The organism is Micromonospora sp. NPDC005161, from assembly GCF_053599855.1.
The window spans coordinates 1-21,104 of record NZ_JBSFYQ010000069.1; the positions used below are offsets into that span (position 1 = coordinate 1).

Here is a 21,104-nt window from a genome sequence, read left to right on the forward strand (position 1 = left end):
CCGCGCCCCGCGCCCCGCGCCCCGCGCCCCGCGCCCCGCGCCCCGCGCCCCGCGCCAAGACCGTGCTCGATCCTGGCTGTAGTGGTGTCGGCCGCGCGGGATGCCACTACATCCAGGATGTTGCGCGATCTTGCGGCTGTCGGCCCGCCACGCGATCTCGCGGGCTGTAGGCCCGCCACGCGATCTTGCCGGCCGAAGCCCGCCACGCGTTGTCGGCTGTGGCCCCACCGTCCGCACCCTTTGCTCTGCTTCAACGGACGCAACACCCACCGTCCGGATATCGGACGCCGGGTGTTGCGTCGAGTGAAGCAGAGCAAAGGACGGCCGACCACCGTCGGCGGGTCGGTCCGCCCGACCCGAGATCCGCGCAACCTCAGAAGAGGCGTGGCGCACCGCGGCCACAACTTCATACGCAAGTTGCGCGGATCTCGGAGCGGGGACGCCCTGCGAAGGTCAGCCGCGGCGGGCCAGGTGGGTGGTGACGGCCTCGGCGAGGCGGTCGGGTGCGCCGTCGGCGTAGCCGATGAAGAGCGACGGCTCGGTCAGCTCGAGCTCGACCAGGACCGGCGCGCCGTCCGGGCCGGGGATCAGGTCGACCCGGGCGTAGAGCAGCTGAGCCGTGCCGCCCGGCACCACCGCCAGGGTCTTCTCCGCCACCGCCAGCTGTGCCGGGGCCGCGGTGCGGGCCGTGATCTCCTCGGCCTTGTAGAGCCCGTCCGGGCCGAGGTCCGGCCCGGTCAGCATCGGACCCTTGCGGATCGCGTGGCTGAACGCGAGCCCGTCCGGACCGGCCAGGAAGAGCAGCGCCGTCTCGCCCTCGGTGTCGACCGCGGTCAGGTACGGCTGGATCATCGTCACCCGACCGGCGTCGGAGAGCCGGCGTACGTGCGCACCAGCGAGTTCCCGGTGTTCCGGGTCGGCCAGGTCGTACCGGCCGGTGTCCTGGCTGCCCGCGCTGACCGCCGGCTTGATCACGTACTCACCGGTGTCGGCCGGCGGCAGCCAGCTCTCCCCCGGCTCGACCCAGGACGTCGGCACGGTCGGCACACCGGCCGCGCTGAGCTCGGCGAGGTAGCGCTTGTCGGTGTTCCACCGCACCACGTCGGCCGGGTTGACCAACGCCGGTACGGAGGCGGCCCAGGCGACGAACTCGTCGCGGCGCAGCGCGTAGTCCCACGGTGAGCGGAGCACGATGAGGTCATAGGAGGACCAGTCGACGTCCGGGTCGTCCCAGACGACCGCCTCGGCGGCGATCCCCCGGGCGGCGAGCGGGGCGAGGACCAGCCGGTCGTCCGGGTCGAGGTCGACGAGGTCTGTGCAGGTCACGAGAGCGACCCGGGGTTCCCCCCGGGTCGACTGATAGTGGTTGGTCAATTCAGGTGTCTATCTCAGCGGGCCATCGTGCGCCGGGCCATCGACCGCCAGAGGTCGTTGCTCGGGCGCATCTGGTCCATCAGTTCACGCTCCCAGGCGTTCTCGACGGTGACTCCCGCCTTGGCGCACGCCTCCCGCGCGGTGACGGTGTCGTCGGCGAACTGGTCGCCCCACTCACCGTCGGTACCCACGAGGACGATTCGCGCGCCACGCTTGCCGACGTACTCGATGACCGCCTTCGCTCCGCCGTGTCCGGCGGCGAACGCCCTGAGGCCCGCGACCAGGCCGTGGGGCGCCTGCTCGCCGGCGGTCTGCTCGGCCGTCAGCGTCGTATCGGAACCATCTGCCATGACGCGAAGCCTAAGCAGAGTTGCACTCGGAAGGGCGAGAACCATGGAGCTTTTGTGATGCCAATTACCTACAGGTTTAAGGAAGACCACAGGTTTGCTGTCCGGTTTTATCAGGACTTTTGCTCTCAAAGCACGTGGCTAAACCAGGACTCAATCGCCGCAGGTTGAGCCGATCTGACTCATGCTGAAAGTTACGCTGATGTGACGTTAAACCCGGACAACTCATCCATGACCGTGATTAGTCGAAGAATGCCACCCTCACCTGCGGCCGAGGCCGGGCGCCAGGGGTCAGATCAGCGCGTCGACCGCGACGGCCACGAAGAGGATGGTCAGGTACGTCGTCGACCAGTGGAACAGCCGCATCGGCTTGACCGCCTCGCCGCGCGTCGCCCGCCGGCAGAGCCGGTGCGCCTCGACCAGGAAGATGGCGCCCACCACCAGGGTCGGTACGCCGTAGATCGCGCTGAGCCCCAGCGGCCAGACGGCGAGGGAGGTGAGCACGGTGAGCCAGGCGAAGATCAGGATCTCGGCGTTCACCCGGCGGGTGGAGGCCACCACCGGCAGCATCGGGATCCCGGCCCGGGCGTAGTCGTCCTTGTACTTCATGGCGAGCGGGTAGAAGTGCGGCATCTGCCAGAAGAAGACCACCGCGAACAGCCCCCAGGCGGCCGGCGCCAGCGAGCCGGTCACCGCCGCCCAACCGATCAGCACCGGCGCGGCCCCGCAGGCCCCGCCCCAGAAGGTGTTCGTCGGGGTGGAGCGCTTGAGCCACAGGGTGTAGACGAGGTCGTAGTAGGCGATCGCGGCGAGGGTCAGCCCGGCGGCCAGCAGGTTGGTGAGCGCCGCCATGAGGACGACCGAGACCGCCGCCAGCACCAGACCGAAGATCAACGCGCTCCGCGGCGACACGGTGTGCGCCGGCAGCGGCCGACGCTTCGTACGCCGCATCAACTGGTCGATGTCCCGGTCGATGTAACAGTTGAGCACGCTGGCCGCGCCCGCGGCGAGCGAGCCGCCGACCAGCACCACGGCCATCAGCCACAGCGACGGCAGACCGCCTTCGGCGAGCATCATCGTCGGAATGGTGGTGACCAGCAGCAACTCCACGATCCGCGGCTTGGTGAGCGCCACGTACGCCGAGAGGATCGCGCGCACGTCCCGCCGCGCCACCGGACCCTCGGCCGCCCGCGCCGGGGGGTGCCCGGCAGGGTTGCTCGCGGGGCGCTCGGTGATCATGCTCACGGATTGCCACCTTCCGGCATCGGCACGGGGAGATCGGATCGGCAAGACCCGCTCGGGTCCGCATCCGACCCACACACTACGCGTTGTCGTTTTGGCTGCCCGGCCGACCCGACAACGGTGCGGGCCGTCACACCACCGGGTCGAACGACGCGACGCGCCGCAACGTACCGAACACCATGCAGAGATCCCCGGGCGGACGTTTAGGAACGCTCGATAGGGTCACCAGTGAGGGTTCCGCCCATCTGCCGAGGAGCACAACCATCGTGGCTGCCAACCGACCCGAGCACTCCGCACTCAACTGGTCCGACCTCGACCGCCGGGCCGTCGACACCGTTCGCGTGCTGGCCATGGATGCCGTCGAGAAATCCGGCAACGGCCACCCGGGCACCGCGATGAGCCTGGCGCCCGCGGCGTACCTGCTCTTCAACCGGGTCATGCGGCACAACCCGGCCGACCCGAACTGGCCCGGGCGGGACCGGTTCGTGCTGTCCGCCGGGCACTCCAGCCTGACGCTCTACATCCAGTTGTTCCTCTCCGGCTACCCGATGAGCCTGTCCGACCTGCAGTCGCTGCGGCAGTGGGGCTCGCTCACCCCGGGCCACCCCGAGCACGGGCACACCCCGGGCGTGGAGACCACCACCGGTCCCCTCGGGCAGGGCCTGGGCAACGCGGTCGGCATGGCCATGGCGGCCCGCCGCGAGCGCGGCCTGTTCGACCCGGAGACCGAGCCCGGCGCGTCCGTCTTCGACCACGACATCTGGTGCATCGTCTCGGACGGTGACATCGAGGAGGGCATCAGCCACGAGGCCAGCGCCCTCGCCGGGCACCAGCAGCTGGGCAACCTCACGGTGATCTACGACGACAACGAGATCTCGATCGAGGACGACACCCGGATCGCCAAGAGCGAGGACGTGGCCGCCCGCTACGAGGCGTACGGCTGGCACGTGCAGACGGTCGACTGGCGCCGCGGCGACGCCGACCAGGGCGACTACCACGAGGACGCGGAGGCGCTCTACCAGGCGCTGCTGGCCGCCAAGGCGGAGACCGGGCGTCCCTCCTTCATCGCGCTGCGCACCATCATCGGCTGGCCCGCGCCCAACAAGCAGAACACCGGCAAGATCCACGGTTCGGCGCTCGGCGCCGACGAGGTGAAAGCCACCAAGCGGATCCTCGGCTTCGACCCGGACAAGACCTTCGACGTCGACGAGGAGGTGCTCGGCAACGCCCGGAAGGTGATGGCCCGCGGCTCCGCGGACCAGGAGCAGTGGACCACCGCATTCGACGCCTGGAAGGCGGCGAACCCGGAGCGCACGGCGCTCTACGAGCGGATGGCCGGCCGGGTGCTACCCGAGGGCTGGGCCGACGCGCTGCCCACCTTCCCCGCCGACGCCAAGGGCCTGGCCACCCGGGCCGCCTCCGGCAAGGTGCTGGAGGCGCTCGCGCCGGTGCTGCCGGAGCTGTGGGGCGGCTCGGCCGACCTGGCCGAGAGCAACAACACCACCATGAAGGGCGAGCCGTCCTTCATCCCGGCCACGCACGCCACCAAGGACTTCCCGGGCCACGAGTACGGCCGCACGCTGCACTTCGGCATCCGCGAGCACGCCATGGGCGCGATCCTCAACGGCATCGCCCTGCACGGCGGCACCCGCCCGTACGGCGGCACCTTCCTGGTGTTCAGCGACTACATGCGCCCCTCGGTGCGGCTGGCCGCGCTGATGAAGCTGCCGGTGACCTACGTCTGGACGCACGACTCGATCGGTCTCGGCGAGGACGGTCCGACCCACCAGCCGGTGGAGCACATGACCGCCCTGCGCGCCATCCCCGGCCTGGACGTGGTCCGCCCGGCCGACGCCAACGAGACCGCCTGGGCCTGGCGGCTGGCGCTGGAGCACACCGACCGCCCCACCGCGCTGGCGCTGAGCCGCCAGCCGCTGCCGACGCTCGACCGCGACGTCCTAGGCGGCGCGGACGGGGTGGCCAAGGGCGGCTACGTGCTGGCCGAGGCGTCCAACGGCAAGCCCCAGGTGATCATCGTCGGCACCGGCTCCGAGGTGCAGCTCTGCCTGACCGCTCGGGAGCGCCTGGAGGCCGACGGCACGCCCACCCGGGTGGTTTCGATGCCCTGCCAGGAGTGGTTCTACGAGCAGGACGAGGCGTACCGGGAGTCGGTGCTCCCACGCGGGGTAAAGGCACGGGTGAGCGTGGAGGCGGGCATCGCGATGTCCTGGCGCGGCGTCGTCGGCGACCTCGGCGAGAGCGTCAGCCTGGAGCACTACGGGGCGAGCGCCCCGCACACCGTGCTCTTCGAGCAGTTCGGGTTCACCGGTGACCGGATCGTGGCGGCGGCACACGCCTCGCTGGCCCGGGTGGGCGACATCACCGGTTTCACGACCGGCAACTGAGGGGAGCGTGGACGGCATGACGGACAGGCTGAGTGAGCTCACCGCCACGGGTGTGGCGGTGTGGCTGGACGATATTTCCCGGGTACGCCTGAGCTCCGGCGGGCTGGACCAGCTGCGGCGGGAGAAGCGCGTCGTCGGGGTCACCACCAACCCGACGATCTTCGCGAAGGCGCTGAGCGACGCAGACGAGTACAACTGGCAGCTGCGCGACCTCGCCGCCCGTGGGGTGGACGTCGAGGAGGCCGTACGCATGCTCACCACGTACGACGTGCGGTGGGCCTGCGACGTGATGCGCCCGGCGCACGACCAGAGCGCCGGCGTCGACGGCCGGGTCTCCATCGAGGTGGACCCACGGTTGGCGCACGAGAGCGACCGGACGGTCGCCGAGGCCAAGGCGCTATGGTGGCTGGTCGACCGGCCCAACCTCTTCATCAAGATCCCGGCCACCGAGGCGGGCCTCCCGGCGATCACCGCCACGCTGGCCGAGGGGATCAGCGTCAACGTGACCCTGATCTTCGGTCTGGACCGCTACTCCGCGGTGATGGAGGCGTTCCTGGCCGGCCTGGAGCAGGCCAAGGCGAACGGTCACGACCTTTCCACCATCGGGTCCGTGGCGTCCTTCTTCGTCTCCCGTGTCGACTCCGAGGTCGACAAGAGGCTCGAGAAGATCGGCTCCGATCCGGCGAAGGCGGTCAAGGGCAAGGCGGCCGTCGCCAACGCCCAGCTGGCGTACGAGCGCTACGGCGAGGTGTTCTCCTCCGACCGTTGGCAGGCGCTCGCCGACGCCGGCGCGCACCCCCAGCGCCCCCTGTGGGCCTCCACCTCGACGAAGAACCCGGACTACCGGGACGTCATCTACGTCGAGGAGCTGATCGCGCCCGGAACGGTCAACACCATGCCGGAGGCGGTCATCCACGCGTACGCCGACCACGGTGAGACCCACGGCGACACCATCACCGGCTCCTACGACGCGGCCCGCAAGGTCTTCACCGAGCTGGAGTCGGTCGGGGTGGACATGGCCGACGTGATCGCCACCCTGGAGCGCGAGGGCGTGGAGAAGTTCGCGACCAGCTGGCAGGAGCTGATCGACGGCGTCCGCAAGTCGCTGGACGCGGCGGCTAAGGGCAGGGGTGCGCCGAACAAGGCCGCCAAGGGCAACGCCAAGGCCGCCGAGAAGGCCGGTGGTAACGCATGAGCGACCTGCTGGCCGGGCCTGTGGAGGCCGCAGCCGGGCTCGCCGTGTACGGCGCGGACGCGGTCGACAAGTCCGCGCCCGCCTCGACCCGCGACGCGCTGATCAAGTCCGGCGTCGCGGGCAAGCTGGCGGCCAAGGACCCGAGCCTGTGGGGGCCGGACGCCGAAGCCGAGGCGAAGATCCGGCTGGGCTGGGTGGACACCCACCGGCGTAGCCGGGAGCTGCTGGCACAGCTGGCCGAGTTGACCGCGGAGCTGGCCGACCTGGACCACGTGGTGCTCGCCGGCATGGGCGGCTCGTCGCTGGCCCCCGAGGTGATCGCCCGCACCATGGGTCGGCCGCTGACGGTGCTGGACACGACCGACCCGGGCCAGGTCCGGGCGGCGCTGGGTGACCGGCTGGAGCGCACCGTGGTGGTGGTGGCCAGCAAGTCCGGCTCGACGGTGGAGACGGACAGCCACCGACGCGCCTACTGGCAGGCGTTCCTGGACGCCGGGATGACCGAGGCGGAGGCCGGTCGGCACTTCGTCATCGTCACCGACCCCGGCTCGCCGCTGGAGGCCACCGCCACCGAGATGGGCGCGTTCACCGTGCTGGCCGACCCGAACGTGGGCGGCCGGTACTCGGCGCTGACCGCGTTCGGGCTGGTGCCCTCGGCGCTGGCCGGGGTCGAGGTGGCGGAGCTGATCGACCAGGCCGACGCGTTGGCCGCGTCGCTCGCCGGGGATCGGGACAACCCGGCCCTCGCGCTGGGCGCCGCGCTGGGCGCCGCCGCAACGCTGGCCCAGGACAAGGTCGCACTGATCTCCGACGGCACCGGCATCGAGGGGTTCGGCGACTGGGCCGAGCAGTTGATCGCCGAGTCGACCGGCAAGGCCAGGGTGGGCATCCTGCCGGTGGTCGTCGAGTCTCCACGGAGCGCCGGCGCCACCGGCCCGGACGTGCTGACCGTCAGCTACGGCGGCGCACTGGCCCCCGGTGACACGCCGGGCGGCGGAGCCGACCCGGACGTGGCGGTCAACGGCCCACTCGGCGCGCAGTTCCTGGCCTGGGAGTACGCGACCGCGGTGGCCGGGGTGGTGCTCGGCATCGACCCGTTCAACCAGCCGAACGTCACCGAGTCCAAGGAGAACACCAACAAGATCCTGGCCTCGGGCCTGCCGGCGGAGACGCCGTCGTTCACCGAGGGCGCGATCGAGGTGTACGCGCCGCAGGGCGCCCCCGGTGACCTGTCCGGCGTACTGCGCTGGCTGCTCGACGGGATGGGCGACGACGGCTACCTGGCGGTGATGGCGTACCTGGACCGGTTCGCCGACGCGGACGCGGGCCGGCTGCGTTCGCTGCTGGCCGAAGCGGCCGGCCGGCCGGTCACCTTCGGTTGGGGACCACGGTTCCTGCACTCCACCGGCCAGTACCACAAGGGCGGCCCGCAGGTGGGCAGCTACCTGCAGGTGACCGGCGCGGTCGCCGAGGACCTGCCGGTGCCGGGCAAGCCGTACACCTTCGGCGAGTTGCAGGCGGCGCAGGCCGCCGGTGACCGGCAGGCCCTCGTGGGCCGGGAGCGGCCGCTCCTGCGGCTGCACCTGACCGACCGGGCCGCCGGCGTCGCCCAACTGCTCGACGCGGCCGGTGAGTTGCGGGCGTGAGGATGGACGACGTGACGCAAGCGGAGCGAGGAGGCGGCGTGAACCCGCTGCGCGACCCGCAGGACCGCCGGCTGCCCCGGATCCCCGAGCCGTGCGCTCTGGTGATCTTCGGGGTGACCGGCGACCTGGCCCGCAAGAAGCTGCTCCCGGCGGTCTACGACCTGGCCAACCGGGGGCTACTCCCGCCTGGTTTCGTGGTGCTCGGCTTCGCCCGCCGCGACTGGGGTGACGGCGACTTCGAGACGCTGGCCTGCGAGGCGGCACGCAAGCACGCGCGTACTCCGTGGCGGGACGAGGTGTGGGCACGGCTGGCCGGCAACATCAAGTTCGTCGGCGGGTCGTTCGACGACGACGCCGCCTTCGACCAGCTCGCCACGACGCTGGACGAGCTGCGGCAGAGCCACGGCATCACCGGCAACGCGGCGTTCTACTTCTCCATCCCCCCGCCCGCTTTCCCGGTCGTGCTCAAGCAACTGGCCCGCACCGGGATGGCCGACAACGAGAAGTCCGGCGGCTGGCGCCGGGTGGTGGTGGAGAAGCCGTTCGGCAACGACCTGCCCTCGGCGAAGGCGCTCAACGACCTGGTCGACGACGTCTTCACCCGCCAGGACGTCTTCCGCATCGACCACTACCTGGGCAAGGAGACGGTCCAGAACATTCTCGCCCTGCGGTTCGCCAACAACCTGTTCGAGCCGCTGTGGAACTCCAAGTACGTCGACTCGGTGCAGATCACCATGGCCGAGGACGTCGGCATCGGCAGCCGCGCGGGCTTCTACGACACCGTCGGCACCGCCCGCGACGTACTCCAGAACCACCTGCTCCAGCTCCTGGCCCTGGTGGCGATGGAGGAGCCGACCAGCTTCGACGCCGACGAGATCCGGACCGAGAAGCTGAAGGTGCTCAAGGCGATCACTCTGCCCAAGGACGTGGCCCGGGACACCGTGCGCGGCCAGTACCTGCCGGGGTGGGTCGGCGGTGAGCGCGCGGTCGGCTACCTGGAGGAGCAGGGCGTTCCCTCCGACTCCACCACCGAGACGTACGTGGCGGTGCGGCTCGGCATCCAGAACCGCCGCTGGGCCGAGGTGCCGTTCTACATCCGGGCCGGCAAGCGGCTGCCCCGGCGGGTCACCGAGGTCGCCATCATGTTCAAGAAGGCGCCGCACCTGCCGTTCAACGACGCCGACATGGAGTCGCTGGGCAACAACCAGCTGGTCATCCGGGTCCAGCCGGACGAGGGCGTGGTGCTCAAGTTCGGCTCGAAGGTGCCGGGCACCACGATGGAGGTCCGCGACATCGCGATGGACTTCCAGTACGGCGAGGCGTTCACCGAGTCCAGCCCGGAGGCGTACGAGCGGCTGGTGCTGGACGTGCTGATCGGCGACCGCACGCTCTTCCCGGACGCGGCGGAGGTCGAGCAGAGCTGGCAGGTGATCGACCCGCTGGAGCACGCCTGGGAGGGCACCACGCCGGAGCCGTACCGCTCCGGCGAGTGGGGGCCGCGGGCAGCCGACGAGATGCTGGCCCACGAGGGCCGCGCCTGGCGGCGAGCGTGAGCGAGCGCGGCGAGCGAACCGGCAGGCACAGCAGCGGGGTGCTCGCGCCGCCGCAAAGCGGTGGTGTGAGCGAGCGCAGCGAGCGAACCAGGAGGCTCCAGTGATCGGGCTGTGGGACACCACCGGCAACGAGGTGGTCAAGGCGCTCGCCGCCGAGCGGCGCAGCGCCGGCGGGGTGGCCAGCGGCATGGCGCTCACCCTCATCGTGGTGGTGGACGAGAAGCGGGTCCGGGAGGCGGAGGCGGCGGCGACGATCGCGGCGGCCGCCCACCCGTGCCGGCTGGTGGTGGTGGTCCGCTCCGAGATCGAGCGGGACCGCAACCGGCTGGACGCGGAGATCGTGGTCGGTGGCCGGCTCGGCCCGTGCGAGGCGGTGGTCACCCGGATGTACGGGCGGCTGGCCCTGCACGCCGAGTCGGTCGTGATGCCGCTGCTGGTCCCGGACGTGCCGGTGGTCACCTGGTGGCACGGCGAGCCGCCGGCCGAGGTCGCCACCGACTTCCTCGGCGTGGTCGCCGACCGGCGGATCACCGACACGGCGCAGGCCACCGACCCGGTGGAGGCGCTGCGGCAGCGGGCCCGGGACTACGCCCCGGGCGACACCGATCTGGCGTGGACCCGGATCACCCCGTGGCGGAGCCTGGTCGCCGGGGCGTTCGACACCACCGAGGCGCGGGTCACCGAGGCGACCATCGTGGCGCCGCCCAGCGACCCGACGGCGGAGCTGATGGCCGGTTGGCTTGGCAGCCGGCTCGGCATCACCCCACGCCGGGTGGCCAGCGACGAGTTCCCGCGGATGCGTGAGGTGGAGCTGACCTGCGCCAACGGCGATCACCTGACGTTGACCCGCGAGGACAGCATGGCGGTGTTCCGGCGGACCGGCCAGGAAGACCGGGCCCTGCCGCTGGTGCGTCGGCCGCTCGGTGACGAGCTCGCCGAGGAGCTGCGCCGGCTGGACGCCGACCAGGTGTACGCGGAGGCGTTGGGCGCCACCGCCGGGCTGCGCGGCCTGGAGCAGCGCCCACCGCAGCGGGTGCACGTCTGGAAGGATCCGGCCACCGCACAACGCGCCGAGGCCGGGGTCACCGCGCACGCCGGCACGAGCGGCGAGCGCTGAGCCCGCCGGCGTCCGGGGCACCACATCGGGCAGGGTCCGGTGACCCTGGTCCCTGCCTCCGGGGCACTCCGCCCCGCCACATCCGGGCACCGGCCCGGGCACGACGCGACAGCGACCGCCCCGCGGTCGGGAAACGAAGGCACAACCAATGAGTGAGGCGACTGTCGCCGTCCACGCCGACGCCGATCTGCTGGCGCAGGCCGTGGCGGCCCGGCTGCTGGTGAAGCTGCTCGACGCCCAGGCCGACCGGGGCGAGGCCTCGGTGGTGCTCACCGGCGGGCGGATCGCCGCGGCCGTGTACCGGGCGGTGGCACACCTGCCGGCCCGCGACGCGGTGGACTGGTCCCGGGTCGACGTGTGGTGGGGCGACGAGCGGTTCCTGCCCGCCGGCGACCCGGAGCGCAACGAGACCCAGGCCCGCGCCGCCCTGCTGGACGTGGTGCCGCTGAACCCGGCCCGGGTGCACCCGATGCCCGCCTCCGACGGCCCGGCCGGCAACGACCCCGAGGCGGCTGCCGCCGCGTACGCGGAGGAGCTGGCGCGCGCCGCCCGACCCGGGCACGCCGTGCTGCCGCACTTCGACGTGCTGATGCTGGGCGTCGGGGAGGACGGACACGTTGCCTCGATCTTCCCCGAGCACCCGGTGCACTACGAGAGCCGGCCGTGCAGCGCGGTGCGGGGCAGCCCGAAGCCGCCGCCGGTGCGGACCACCCTCACCCTGTCGACGATCAACACCGCCGAGGAGGTCTGGCTGGTGGCTGGCGGCGCGGACAAGGCGCGGGCGGTGGGCATGGCGCTGGCCGGGGCCGGACCGGTGCAGTTACCGGCCGCCGGGGTGCACGGCGTGGACCGTACCCGCTGGTTGCTGGACCGGGCGGCGGCCGCCGACGTGCCCGCCCGCCTGCGCAGCCTGCGCTGACCGCTGCGCACCCCGCGCTGAAAGGAAGGGTCCCTTATTAACGCGTAGCGTTAATAAGGGACCCTTCCTTTCATTCGCCCCGCCGGCGGCGCAGCGCGGCGAGCGCCTCGGCCAGCAGCGCCTCGCCCTCCTCGGCGGTACGCCGCTCCTTCACGTACGCCAGGTGGCTCTTGTACGGCTCGGCGCGGGCCCGCCCGGGCGGGTTCTGCGCGTCCTGCCCGGCGGGCAGACCGCAGCGGGGACAGTCCCACAGCGGCGGCGCCACGGCGTCCGCGGCGATCCGGATGCTGGTCCGGTGGTCGTTGCGGCACCAGTAGGTGACGTCCTGTCGGGGGGCGGGAGGGTGTCGCTCGTCCGGACGGACGGGTGCGGACCCGATCCGGGCGCCGCGGATGACATTGCCACTCGGCACGGCTGCTCGCTCCTGTCGTCGGAGGGACCCGCCGTCTTCAGGGGGTGGGCGGCGGGCGACGCGGTGCAGCGGAGAAAAGCCTGCGCGCGGCCCGTCTGGTGACGGACCGCGCGCAGATTGTACGACTTTACGGGCCTGCTCAGGCGCCGCTGTTCATCTGGAGGCGGAGCCAGAGCCCCAGCCCGATGATGGCGGCGAACCAGACGACACTCACCAGAACGGTGTAGCGGTCCAGGTTCTTCTCCGCCACCGAAGAGCCGGCGAGGCTGGAGCTGACGCCACCGCCGAACATGCTCGACAGACCGCCGCCCTTGCCGCGGTGCAGCAGGATGAGCAAGGTGAGCAGGACGCTCGTGATGATCAGCAACACGATCAACGTGTATGCGAACCAGATCGGCATGGCTGGGGTCAGTCCTCTCGTAGCGATCCTCGCCCGGTCTGATCGGGCACGGCGGCACCGACCGGCGGACGGGCGGGGTCAAGGATACCGAGCGATCAGCGGGCGATGTGCTCCGGGAACCGGCAGATCTGCGCGAATTCCTCCGCGTCCAGGCTGGCACCACCCACCAGGCCCCCGTCCACGTCCGTCTGGGCCATGATCGTGGCGATGTTGGACGCCTTGACCGAGCCGCCGTAGAGGACCCGGACCTGGTCCGCGGTGTCCTGGCCGAAGCGCTCCACCAGCCGCTGGCGGACCGCGCCGCAGACCTCCTGGGCGTCCCCCGGCGTCGCGGTCTTGCCGGTACCGATCGCCCAGACCGGCTCGTACGCGATCACCACCTGCCGCACCTGCTCGGGGGTGAGCCCGGCGAGGCCACCGTCGAGCTGGTCGGAGCAGTGCGCCACGTGCCCGCCCTGCTCGCGAACGTCCAGCCCCTCCCCCACGCAGAGGATCGGGGTCAGGCCGTGCGCCAGCGCCGCCTTCACCTTGGCGTTGACCAGCGCGTCGTCCTCGTGGTGGTAGGCCCGCCGCTCGGAGTGACCGACGACGACGTACGAGCACCCGAGCTTGGCCAGCATCGGACCCGAGATCTCCCCGGTGTACGCGCCCGACGCGTGCGGCGAGAGGTCCTGCGCGCCGTACCCGATGAGCAGTTTGTCCCCGTCCACCGCCGTCTGCACGGTGCGCAGATCGGTGAAGGGCGGCAGGACGACCGTCTCCACCTCGGTGAGCTGCTTCTCGGTGAGGCTCGCGGCCAGCTTCTGCACCAGCAGGTTGGCCTCGAGGTGGTTGAGGTTCATCTTCCAGTTGCCGGCCATCAGTGGCCGGCGGGCGGTGCTCGCCATTCAGTTCTCCAGGGCCGCGATGCCGGGGAGGGTCTTGCCCTCGAGGTATTCCAGGGAGGCGCCGCCGCCGGTGGAGATGTGCCCGAAGGACGTCTCGTCGAGGCCCAGCGCACGGACCGCCGCCGCCGAGTCGCCGCCACCGACGACGCTGAACGCGTCGGCCTTGGTGATCGCCTCGGCGACCCCCCGGGTGCCCGCCGCGAACGCCGGCATCTCGAACACGCCCATCGGGCCGTTCCAGAAGACCGTCTTCGCCTGGGACAGCGCGGCGGCGAAGCCGGCCACCGTCTCCGGGCCGATGTCCAGACCCAGCCGGTGGCTCGGGATGCCGTCGACGCGGACCGTGTCGTGCGTGGCGTCCGGGGCGAACGCGTCCGCGACCACCACGTCGACCGGGAGCATGATCTTGCCTGCGGCCCGCTCCAGCAGGTTGCCGCAGGTCTCGACCATGTCCTTCTCCAGCAGCGAGGTGCCCACCTCCAGGCCCTGGGCCTTGAGGAAGGTGAAGCACATGCCGCCGCCGATGAGCAGCCGGTCGACCGTGGGCAGCAGCGCCTCGATCACCGCCAGCTTGTCGGAGACCTTGGACCCGCCGAGCACCACCACGTACGGGCGCGCGGGGTCGCTGGTGAGCGTGGAGAGCACCTCCACCTCGCGCAGCACCAGCCGGCCGGCCACGTGCGGCAGCCGGGCCGGCACGTCGTACACGCTGGCGTGCTTGCGGTGCACGGCGCCGAACGCGTCGTCGACGTACGCGTCGCCGAACGCGGCGAGCTGATCGGCGAAAGCGCCCCGCTCGGCGTCGTCCTTGCTGGTCTCACCCGCGTTGAAGCGCAGGTTCTCCAGAAGGGCGACCTGGCCGTCGGCCAGGCCCGCGACGGTGGAGCGGGCGGAGTCGCCGACCGTGTCGGTGGCGAAGTGCACCGGCGCGCCGAGCAGCTCACCGAGCCGCCCGGCGACCGAGCGGAGGCTGAACTGCTGGTCCGGCGTGCCCTTCGGACGACCCAGGTGCGAGCAGACGACCACCTTGGCACCGGCCTCGACCAGCGCGCCGAGGGTCGGCAGCACCGCGCGGATGCGCCCATCGTCGCTGATGGCGCCGGTCTGCTTGTCGAGCGGGACGTTCAGGTCGGCGCGCACCAGCACGCGCCGACCCGACACCCCCTCGGCGAGCAGGTCGTCGAGGGTACGGATGCTCACAGCGACGAACCCACCAGCTTGACCAGGTCGACCAGGCGGTTGGAGTAGCCCCACTCGTTGTCGTACCAGCCGACGACCTTGACCTGGTTGCCGACCACCTTGGTCAGCGGCGCGTCGAAGATGCACGACGCCGGGTCGGTGACGATGTCGGTGGAGACGATCGGGTCCTCGTTGTAGACCAGGATGCCCTTGAGCGGGCCGTCCGCGGCGGCCTTGAGCGCGGCGTTGACCTCGTCCACGGTGGTCTCGCGACCCACGTTGACGGTGAGGTCGGTGACCGAGCCGGTCGGGATCGGCACCCGCAGGGCGTACCCGTCGAGCTTGCCCTTGAGGTCCGGCAGCACCAGGCCGATCGCCTTGGCGGCGCCGGTGGAGGTCGGCACGATGTTCAGCGCGGCGGCCCGGGCCCGGCGGAGGTCCTTGTGCGGGGCGTCCTGGAGGTTCTGGTCCTGGGTGTACGCGTGGATCGTCGTCATCAGACCGTGCTGGATGCCGAACGTGTCGTGCAGGACCTTCGCCATCGGGGCGAGGCAGTTGGTGGTGCACGAAGCGTTGGAGATGATGGTGTGCTTCGCCGGGTCGTAGGTGTCCTGGTTGACGCCCATGACGACCGTGACGTCCTCGTTCTTCGCCGGGGCGGAGATGATGACCTTCTTGGCCCCGCCGGCGACGTGCGCCTTGGCCTTGGTGGCGTCGGTGAAGAAGCCGGTCGACTCGATGACGACGTCGGCGCCGACCTCGCCCCACGGCAGCGACGCCGGGTCCTTCTCGGCGTACGCCTTGATGGTCTTGCCACCGACGGTGATCTCGTCGGCGGTCGCCTTGACCTCGTACGGCAGGCGACCCAGGATGCTGTCGTACTTGAGCAGGTGGGCGAGCGTGGCGTTGTCGGTCAGGTCGTTCACCGCCACGACCTCGATGTCGGCGTCGGACGCCAGCACTGCCCGGAAGAAGTTACGGCCGATCCGGCCGAAGCCGTTGATGCCAACCCGGATGGTCACAGGTCCCATCTCCTCGCGTTCTGGTCCGCCGGCTTCAGACAACGGGCCGGCGGAGTGGTGTGCGCCGACCGTTGGAGCCGGCCGTTGACGGTTCATCTCGGCCACCCCGCCGCGGTCTGAGGACCTGACCGCCCGAGGCGGTGGGCACGACGAGGAGTGCCTGTGTCGGCCCCCTTGCCGTACGCAGCGACCATATCCGAGCGTGCGCGGCCACGCTGCGCCGGGTGGTGTTCCCGGGCGCACCGTGCGACCCCACCGTCCTATCAGACCACGAGCATGTCGGGCGTGACGGCCGCTTCGGTATCCGGGATGCCGAGGTCCCGGGCCCGCTTGTCGGCCAGCGCCAGCAGCCGGCGGATCCGCCCGGCGATGGCGTCCTTGGTCAGCGGAGGCTCGGCCAGCGCGCCCAGCTCCTCCAGCGACGCCTGCCGGTGCTCCAGGCGCAGCCGGCCAGCGTCGGTCAGGTGGTTGGGCGCCTCGTCGGCGAGGATCTCCAGCGCCCGGGTCACCCGGGCGGCGGCGGCCACGGCGGCGCGCGCCGAGCGGCGCAGGTTGGCGTCGTCGAAGTTGGCCAGCCGGTTGGCGGTGGCCCGTACCTCGCGGCGGACCCGGCGCTCCTCCCAGGCCAGCACGCTGGAGTGCGCGCCGATCCGGGTGAGCAGCGCGGCGATGGCGTCACCGTCCTTGACCACCACCCGGTCCACCCCGCGCACCTCGCGGTTCTTGGCGGTGATCCCGATCCGACGGGCCGCGCCGACCAGCGCCAGCGCCGACTCCGGCCCCGGACAGGTGATCTCCAGGGCGCTGGAGCGGCCGGGCTCGGTGAGCGAGCCGTGCGCCATGAAGGCGCCCCGCCAGGCGGAGACCGCGCAGCAGACGTTCGCCGCCACCACGTGCGGGGGCAGCCCGCGTACCGGCCGGCCGCGTACGTCCAGCAGGCCGGTCTGCCGGGCCAGGGCCTCGCCGTCCTTGACCACGCGGACGATGAAGTGGCTGCCCTTGCGCAGGCCGCCGGAGGCCAGCACGTGGATCTCACTGGAGTACCCGTAGACCTCAGCGATCTCCCGGCGCAGCCGTCGGGCCACCGCCCCGGTGTCCAGCTCCGCCTCCACCACCACGCGGCCGGAGACGATGTGCAGGCCCCCGGCGAAGCGCAGCAGTGCCGCCATCTCCGCCCGCCGACAGCAGGGCTTGGGCACGTCGACCCGACTCAGCTCGTCCTTGACCGCAGCCGTCATCGCCATTGTGCGTCCCCTCACGGACCGGTTCCGGCGTGTCGCCGGAGATTACGTACGTGTCTAACGATCGGCGCCCAGGACAGGCACCAGCGCGGCGCCCAGGGCAGCCGGATCATGGCGGGGAGTGCCGTCGATGACGGCGACGGGGGCGAGGACCAGGCGGGCACCCAGCGATTCTGCCGCACGTTCGACCGGTTCGGGGTCACCCACCGCCTTGGCGTCGGCCAGCACAAGATCCACCTTGAGCTCGGGAAGGTACCAGTGCAGCGCCGCGAGGTGGTCGGCGACGGAGAGCCCGAGGGTCTCCTTCTCCGCGGCGAGGTTCAGGGTGACCAGTCGCCGGGCCGGGCTGGACACGATCGCGTCGGCCAGCTGCGGCACCAGCAGGTGCGGCAGCACGCTGGTGTACCAGCTGCCCGGCCCGAAGATCAGCCAGTCCGCCGCGCCGATCGCGGCCAGCGCCTCGGCGCAGGCCGCCGGGGCGGTCGGGCTGAGCCGCAGCGACTCGACCCGCCCGGTGGTGACCGCCACCTGGTGCTGGCCGCGCACGGTGCGCACCTCGTCCGGCGCGGCCGGGTCGGCGCCCCGCACCCGGGCCTCGATGCCCACCGGTTCGCGGGACATGGGCAGCACCCGGCCGACCGCGCCGAGCATGGCGCCGGCGTGCTCCAGCGCGGCCACCGGGTCACCGAGCAGCTCCATCAGGCCGCAGAGCACCAGGTTGCCGACCGCGTGCCCGGCCAGCCCGTCGGCCCGGGCCTCCGCCCGGCCGGCGCCACCGTCCGGACCGCCCGCCGCCGGGTCCGCGCCGGTCGCCGCGTCGGCGGGCGCGGCGGCGAAGCGGTGCTGGAACAGCCCGGCGCTGCGCCGCGTGGCGGGATGGTCCCCGGCCAGCGCGACCAACGCCTGCCGCAGGTCACCGGGGGGCAGGCCACCCCGCTCGGCGCGCAGCCGGCCGCTGGAGCCACCGTCGTCGCCGACCGTGACCACCGCGGTGATGTCCAGATCAAGTTTGGGGGCGCAGTGGCGCAGCGCGCGCAGCGAGGCGGAGAGGCCGTGCCCACCGCCGAACGCCACCACTCGGCGGGCCGTCATTCCCGCCCCAGGTCGCGGTGCTGGGCGTTGGCCGCCAACCCGGACTGGCGCAACCGGCCGGCCAGCTCCTCGGCGATGGCCACGCTGCGGTGCTTGCCGCCGGTGCAGCCCACGGCGACCGTCAGATACCGCTTGCCCTCCCGCTCGAAGCCGGCCGTGGTGGCGTTGACCAGGTCGGCGTACGAGGCGACGAAGGCGTCGGCACCCTCCTGGCCCAGCACGTACGCGCTGACCGCCTCCTCCCGCCCGGTGTGCTCGCGCAGCTCCGGCACCCAGTACGGGTTGGGCAGGAACCGGGCGTCCAGCACGAAATCGGCGTCCGGTGGCAGGCCGTACTTGAAGCCGAACGACAGCACGGTGACCCGCAGCCGGCGGGCGTCCTCGCCGCCGAACAGCTCCTCGATGCGTCGGCGGAGCTGGTTGACGTTCAGGTGGCTGGTGTCGATGATCACGTCGGCCTGGTCGCGAGCCTCCTCGAGCAGCCCACGCTCCACGGCGATGCCGTCGGCCAGCCGCCCGTCGCCCTGCAACGGGTGCGAACGCCGGACGCTCTCGAACCGCCGGATCAGCACCTCGTCGTCGGCGTCGACGAAGACCACCCGGGGTGAGAAGCCGCGCTCCTTGAGCTCCCGGATCGCCCCGGCCAGGTCCGTGGAGAAGGCGCGCGAGCGCACGTCCAGCACCATCGCGGTACGCCGGGCAGCGCCGCCGGCCTTGAACGCCAGCTCGGCCATGTCGAGCATCAGCGCCTGCGGCAGGTTGTCCACCACGTAGTACCCGACGTTCTCCAACGCCCGGGCGACCGTGCTGCGGCCGCCGCCGGAGAGCCCGGTGACCACCACGAGTGTGGTCTCCGACTCGGCCGTCGGCGGCCCGTCGATGGCCTCCGGGACGTCGATCCGGTCACTGGCTGTGCGCGCCTCGCTCACCCGTACCCCCAAGCCGTGGCGCCGCGGCCGCCATCGGCCGCGATTGGTCAATCAGCGACTCTATCCCGCCGCCCGGCCCAGGTCGGGCACCCGTCACCGGTCGGCCCGGCCCGGCCCGGTCACCCATCTCTCCGGGTGCGCCGCGCGTGCGCTGTCGGGGTGGGCTCGTAAACTCCGCGGATGGCTTCCCCCACCGACCTGCGTACCGAGGACGCGCTGCCGGTGCTGCGCCGGGTGTTCGGCTACGACGCCTTCCGCGGTTTTCAGCAGGAGGTGATCGACCACGTGGTGGCCGGCGGTGACGCGCTGGTGTTGATGCCCACCGGCGGCGGCAAGTCGCTCTGCTACCAGATCCCGGCGCTGGTCCGTGACGGCGTCGCGGTCGTCGTGTCCCCGCTGATCGCCCTGATGCAGGACCAGGTGGACGCGCTCACCGCGGTCGGTGTGCGGGCCGGCTTCCTCAACTCGACCCAGACTCTCGACGCCCGGCGCCGGGTCGAGGCGGCCTTCCTCGCCGGCGAGCTGGATCTGCTCTACCTGGCGCCGGAGGCGCTCGGCGTGCGGTCCACCCTCGCCCTGCTCGATCGGGGCAGGCTCGGGCTCTTCGCGATCGACGAGGCGCACTGCGTGTCCCAGTGGGGGCACGACTTCCGCCCCGACTACCTGGCGCTGTCGATGCTGCACGAGCGGTGGCCGGAGGTGCCCCGGATCGCGCTCACCGCCACCGCGACCAGCGCCACCCGCACCGAGATCGCCAGCCGGCTCAAGCTCGACGACGCCCGCCACTTTGTGGCCAGCTTCGACCGGCCCAACATCCAGTACCGGATCGTGCCCAAGCGCGAGCCACGCAAGCAGTTGCTGACCCTGCTGCGCGATGAGCACCCTGGCGACGCGGGGATCGTCTACTGCCTGTCCCGGGCCTCGGTGGACAAGACGGCCGAGTTCCTCACCGCCAACGGGATCGCCGCGCTGCCCTACCACGCCGGCCTGGACGCGGCCACCCGCGCCGCCAACCAGCAGCGCTTCCTGCGCGAGGACGGCCTGGTGATGGTGGCCACCATCGCCTTCGGCATGGGCATCGACAAGCCCGACGTCCGGTTCGTCGCGCACCTCGACCTGCCAAAGTCGGTCGAGGGCTACTACCAGGAGACCGGCCGCGCCGGCCGGGACGGGCTGCCGTCCACGGCCTGGCTGGCGTACGGGCTCCAAGACGTGGTCCAGCAGCGCAAGATGATCGAGACGTCCGACGGCGACCTCGCGCACCGCCGCAACCTCGCCGCGCACCTGGACGCGATGCTCGCGCTCTGCGAGACGGTGCGCTGCCGGCGCGTCCAGCTGCTCGAATACTTCGGCGAGCCGGCGACCGCCGCCTGCGGCAACTGCGACACCTGCCTCAGCCCGCCGGAGTCCTGGGACGGCACGGTCGCCGCGCAGAAGTTGCTCTCCACCGTCTTTCGTCTCGACCGCGAGCGCAACCAGCGGTTTGGCGCCGGGCAGTGCATCGACATCCTGCTCGGCAAGCAGACCGACAAGATCAGCCAGTACGGCCACGACGGGCTCACCGTCTTCGGCATCGGCACCGAGCTGAGCGAAGCGGAGTGGCGGGGCGTGGTCCGGCAGCTGCTCGCCGAGGGGCTGCTCGCCGTGGAGGGCGACTACGGCACGTTGGCGCTGACCGAGGCGAGCGCCGAGGTGCTGGGGCGCCGGCGCACCGTCACGATGCGCCGCGAGCCGGAGAAGCCGGCGTCGAGCCGGTCGACGAAGCCGCGCGGCGCGGCCACCGTGGTCGCGGACCTGGGCCCGGCCGCCACGGCGGTCTTCGAGCGGCTGCGCGGCTGGCGGGCGGCCACCGCAAAGGAGCAGGGCGTCCCGGCGTACGTGATCTTCCACGACGCCACGCTGCGACAGATCGCGAGCGACGCGCCTGGCTCGCTGGCCGATCTGTCCCGGGTCAGCGGGGTCGGCGAGAACAAGCTCGCCAAGTACGGCGAGCAGATCCTGGCGGTCCTCGCCGCCGACACCGCCCCGGCCTGACGTCGAGCTGGGCATGACGAAAGGGCCGGACCCTGGTTGGGGTCCGGCCCTTGTCGTTGTTGGTGGTTGGGTCAGCTGGTGGCGTAGCCGCGGGTGGCGATCCAGTCGGC

Annotated in this window: 18 protein-coding genes; 7 read left to right on the forward strand and 11 right to left on the reverse strand. The window is 71.9% G+C overall.

Annotation, left to right across the window (positions count from 1 at the left end; translation table 11 throughout):
• Nucleotides 1-453: 453 nt before the first annotated feature.
• The 3 genes from ACWD5O_RS34670 to ACWD5O_RS34680 form a co-directional block, all read right to left on the reverse strand.
• Nucleotides 454-1,374 carry an ATP-grasp domain-containing protein gene (locus ACWD5O_RS34670; RefSeq protein WP_354968150.1) on the reverse strand — a complete coding sequence of 307 codons (921 nt, stop codon included), beginning with the start codon at nucleotides 1,372-1,374 and terminating at the stop codon, nucleotides 454-456.
• Nucleotides 1,375-1,388: 14 nt separating this feature from the next.
• Complete coding sequence (locus tag ACWD5O_RS34675) at nucleotides 1,389-1,724, reverse strand: hypothetical protein (protein ID WP_089019865.1); 336 nt, start codon at nucleotides 1,722-1,724, stop codon at nucleotides 1,389-1,391.
• 288 nt (nucleotides 1,725-2,012) lie between these two features.
• Nucleotides 2,013-2,966 carry a heme o synthase gene (locus tag ACWD5O_RS34680; protein WP_450006296.1) on the reverse strand — a complete coding sequence of 318 codons (954 nt, stop codon included), beginning with the start codon at nucleotides 2,964-2,966 and terminating at the stop codon, nucleotides 2,013-2,015.
• A 263-nt stretch (nucleotides 2,967-3,229) separates the two neighbouring features.
• Between ACWD5O_RS34680 and tkt the strand changes: the two genes are divergently transcribed.
• From tkt to pgl, 6 genes are all read left to right on the forward strand, one after another.
• Nucleotides 3,230-5,368 (forward strand): transketolase, encoded by a 2,139-nt coding sequence (tkt, locus tag ACWD5O_RS34685; protein ID WP_450087892.1) that lies wholly within the window; start codon nucleotides 3,230-3,232, stop codon nucleotides 5,366-5,368.
• A gap of 16 nt (nucleotides 5,369-5,384) precedes the next feature.
• Complete coding sequence (gene tal / locus ACWD5O_RS34690) at nucleotides 5,385-6,563, forward strand: transaldolase (RefSeq protein WP_354968153.1); 1,179 nt, start codon at nucleotides 5,385-5,387, stop codon at nucleotides 6,561-6,563.
• Complete coding sequence (locus ACWD5O_RS34695; protein WP_450087893.1) at nucleotides 6,560-8,209, forward strand: glucose-6-phosphate isomerase; 1,650 nt, start codon at nucleotides 6,560-6,562, stop codon at nucleotides 8,207-8,209. The genes tal and ACWD5O_RS34695 overlap by 4 nt, the downstream gene beginning before the upstream one ends.
• Nucleotides 8,210-8,211: 2 nt before the next feature.
• A complete protein-coding gene (gene zwf / locus ACWD5O_RS34700; protein WP_450087897.1) occupies nucleotides 8,212-9,762 on the forward strand; it encodes a glucose-6-phosphate dehydrogenase in 1,551 nt (516 codons plus the stop codon).
• A 100-nt stretch (nucleotides 9,763-9,862) separates the two neighbouring features.
• The gene (locus tag ACWD5O_RS34705; RefSeq protein WP_354968155.1) at nucleotides 9,863-10,879 is read left to right on the forward strand and encodes a glucose-6-phosphate dehydrogenase assembly protein OpcA; all 1,017 of its coding nucleotides are present in this window, start codon (nucleotides 9,863-9,865) and stop codon (nucleotides 10,877-10,879) included.
• A gap of 148 nt (nucleotides 10,880-11,027) precedes the next feature.
• Nucleotides 11,028-11,798, forward strand: a complete 771-nt coding sequence (gene pgl / locus ACWD5O_RS34710; RefSeq protein WP_354968156.1) for a 6-phosphogluconolactonase — start codon at nucleotides 11,028-11,030, stop codon at nucleotides 11,796-11,798.
• A gap of 70 nt (nucleotides 11,799-11,868) precedes the next feature.
• On the opposite strand, the gene ACWD5O_RS34715 is transcribed toward pgl, so the two are convergent.
• The 8 genes from ACWD5O_RS34715 to rapZ form a co-directional block, all read right to left on the reverse strand.
• Entirely contained in the window at nucleotides 11,869-12,210 is a 342-nt protein-coding gene (locus ACWD5O_RS34715; protein WP_210918114.1) for an RNA polymerase-binding protein RbpA, read from the reverse strand.
• A gap of 139 nt (nucleotides 12,211-12,349) precedes the next feature.
• Nucleotides 12,350-12,610 (reverse strand): preprotein translocase subunit SecG, encoded by a 261-nt coding sequence (gene secG / locus ACWD5O_RS34720; protein ID WP_089019857.1) that lies wholly within the window; start codon nucleotides 12,608-12,610, stop codon nucleotides 12,350-12,352.
• A gap of 95 nt (nucleotides 12,611-12,705) precedes the next feature.
• A complete protein-coding gene (gene tpiA, locus ACWD5O_RS34725; protein WP_450087894.1) occupies nucleotides 12,706-13,497 on the reverse strand; it encodes a triose-phosphate isomerase in 792 nt (263 codons plus the stop codon).
• Nucleotides 13,498-14,697 (reverse strand): phosphoglycerate kinase, encoded by a 1,200-nt coding sequence (locus tag ACWD5O_RS34730; protein ID WP_354968158.1) that lies wholly within the window; start codon nucleotides 14,695-14,697, stop codon nucleotides 13,498-13,500.
• On the reverse strand, nucleotides 14,694-15,698 hold the full coding sequence (gene gap / locus ACWD5O_RS34735) for a type I glyceraldehyde-3-phosphate dehydrogenase (protein WP_354968159.1): 1,005 nt from the start codon (nucleotides 15,696-15,698) through the stop codon (nucleotides 14,694-14,696). The genes ACWD5O_RS34730 and gap overlap by 4 nt, the downstream gene beginning before the upstream one ends.
• Nucleotides 15,699-15,961: 263 nt before the next feature.
• Nucleotides 15,962-16,942 (reverse strand): DNA-binding protein WhiA, encoded by a 981-nt coding sequence (whiA, locus tag ACWD5O_RS34740; RefSeq protein WP_358111309.1) that lies wholly within the window; start codon nucleotides 16,940-16,942, stop codon nucleotides 15,962-15,964.
• 54 nt (nucleotides 16,943-16,996) lie between these two features.
• Nucleotides 16,997-18,031 carry a gluconeogenesis factor YvcK family protein gene (locus ACWD5O_RS34745; protein ID WP_450087895.1) on the reverse strand — a complete coding sequence of 345 codons (1,035 nt, stop codon included), beginning with the start codon at nucleotides 18,029-18,031 and terminating at the stop codon, nucleotides 16,997-16,999.
• Nucleotides 18,028-18,912, reverse strand: coding sequence for an RNase adapter RapZ (gene rapZ, locus ACWD5O_RS34750; RefSeq protein WP_387330371.1), 885 nt, complete (start codon nucleotides 18,910-18,912; stop codon nucleotides 18,028-18,030). Before rapZ ends, ACWD5O_RS34745 begins: the two co-directional genes overlap by 4 nt.
• Before the next feature lie 228 nt (nucleotides 18,913-19,140).
• On the opposite strand from rapZ, the gene recQ reads away from it, so the two are divergent.
• Nucleotides 19,141-20,994, forward strand: a complete 1,854-nt coding sequence (gene recQ / locus ACWD5O_RS34755) for a DNA helicase RecQ (RefSeq protein ID WP_450087896.1) — start codon at nucleotides 19,141-19,143, stop codon at nucleotides 20,992-20,994.
• Nucleotides 20,995-21,104: the final 110 nt, after the last annotated feature.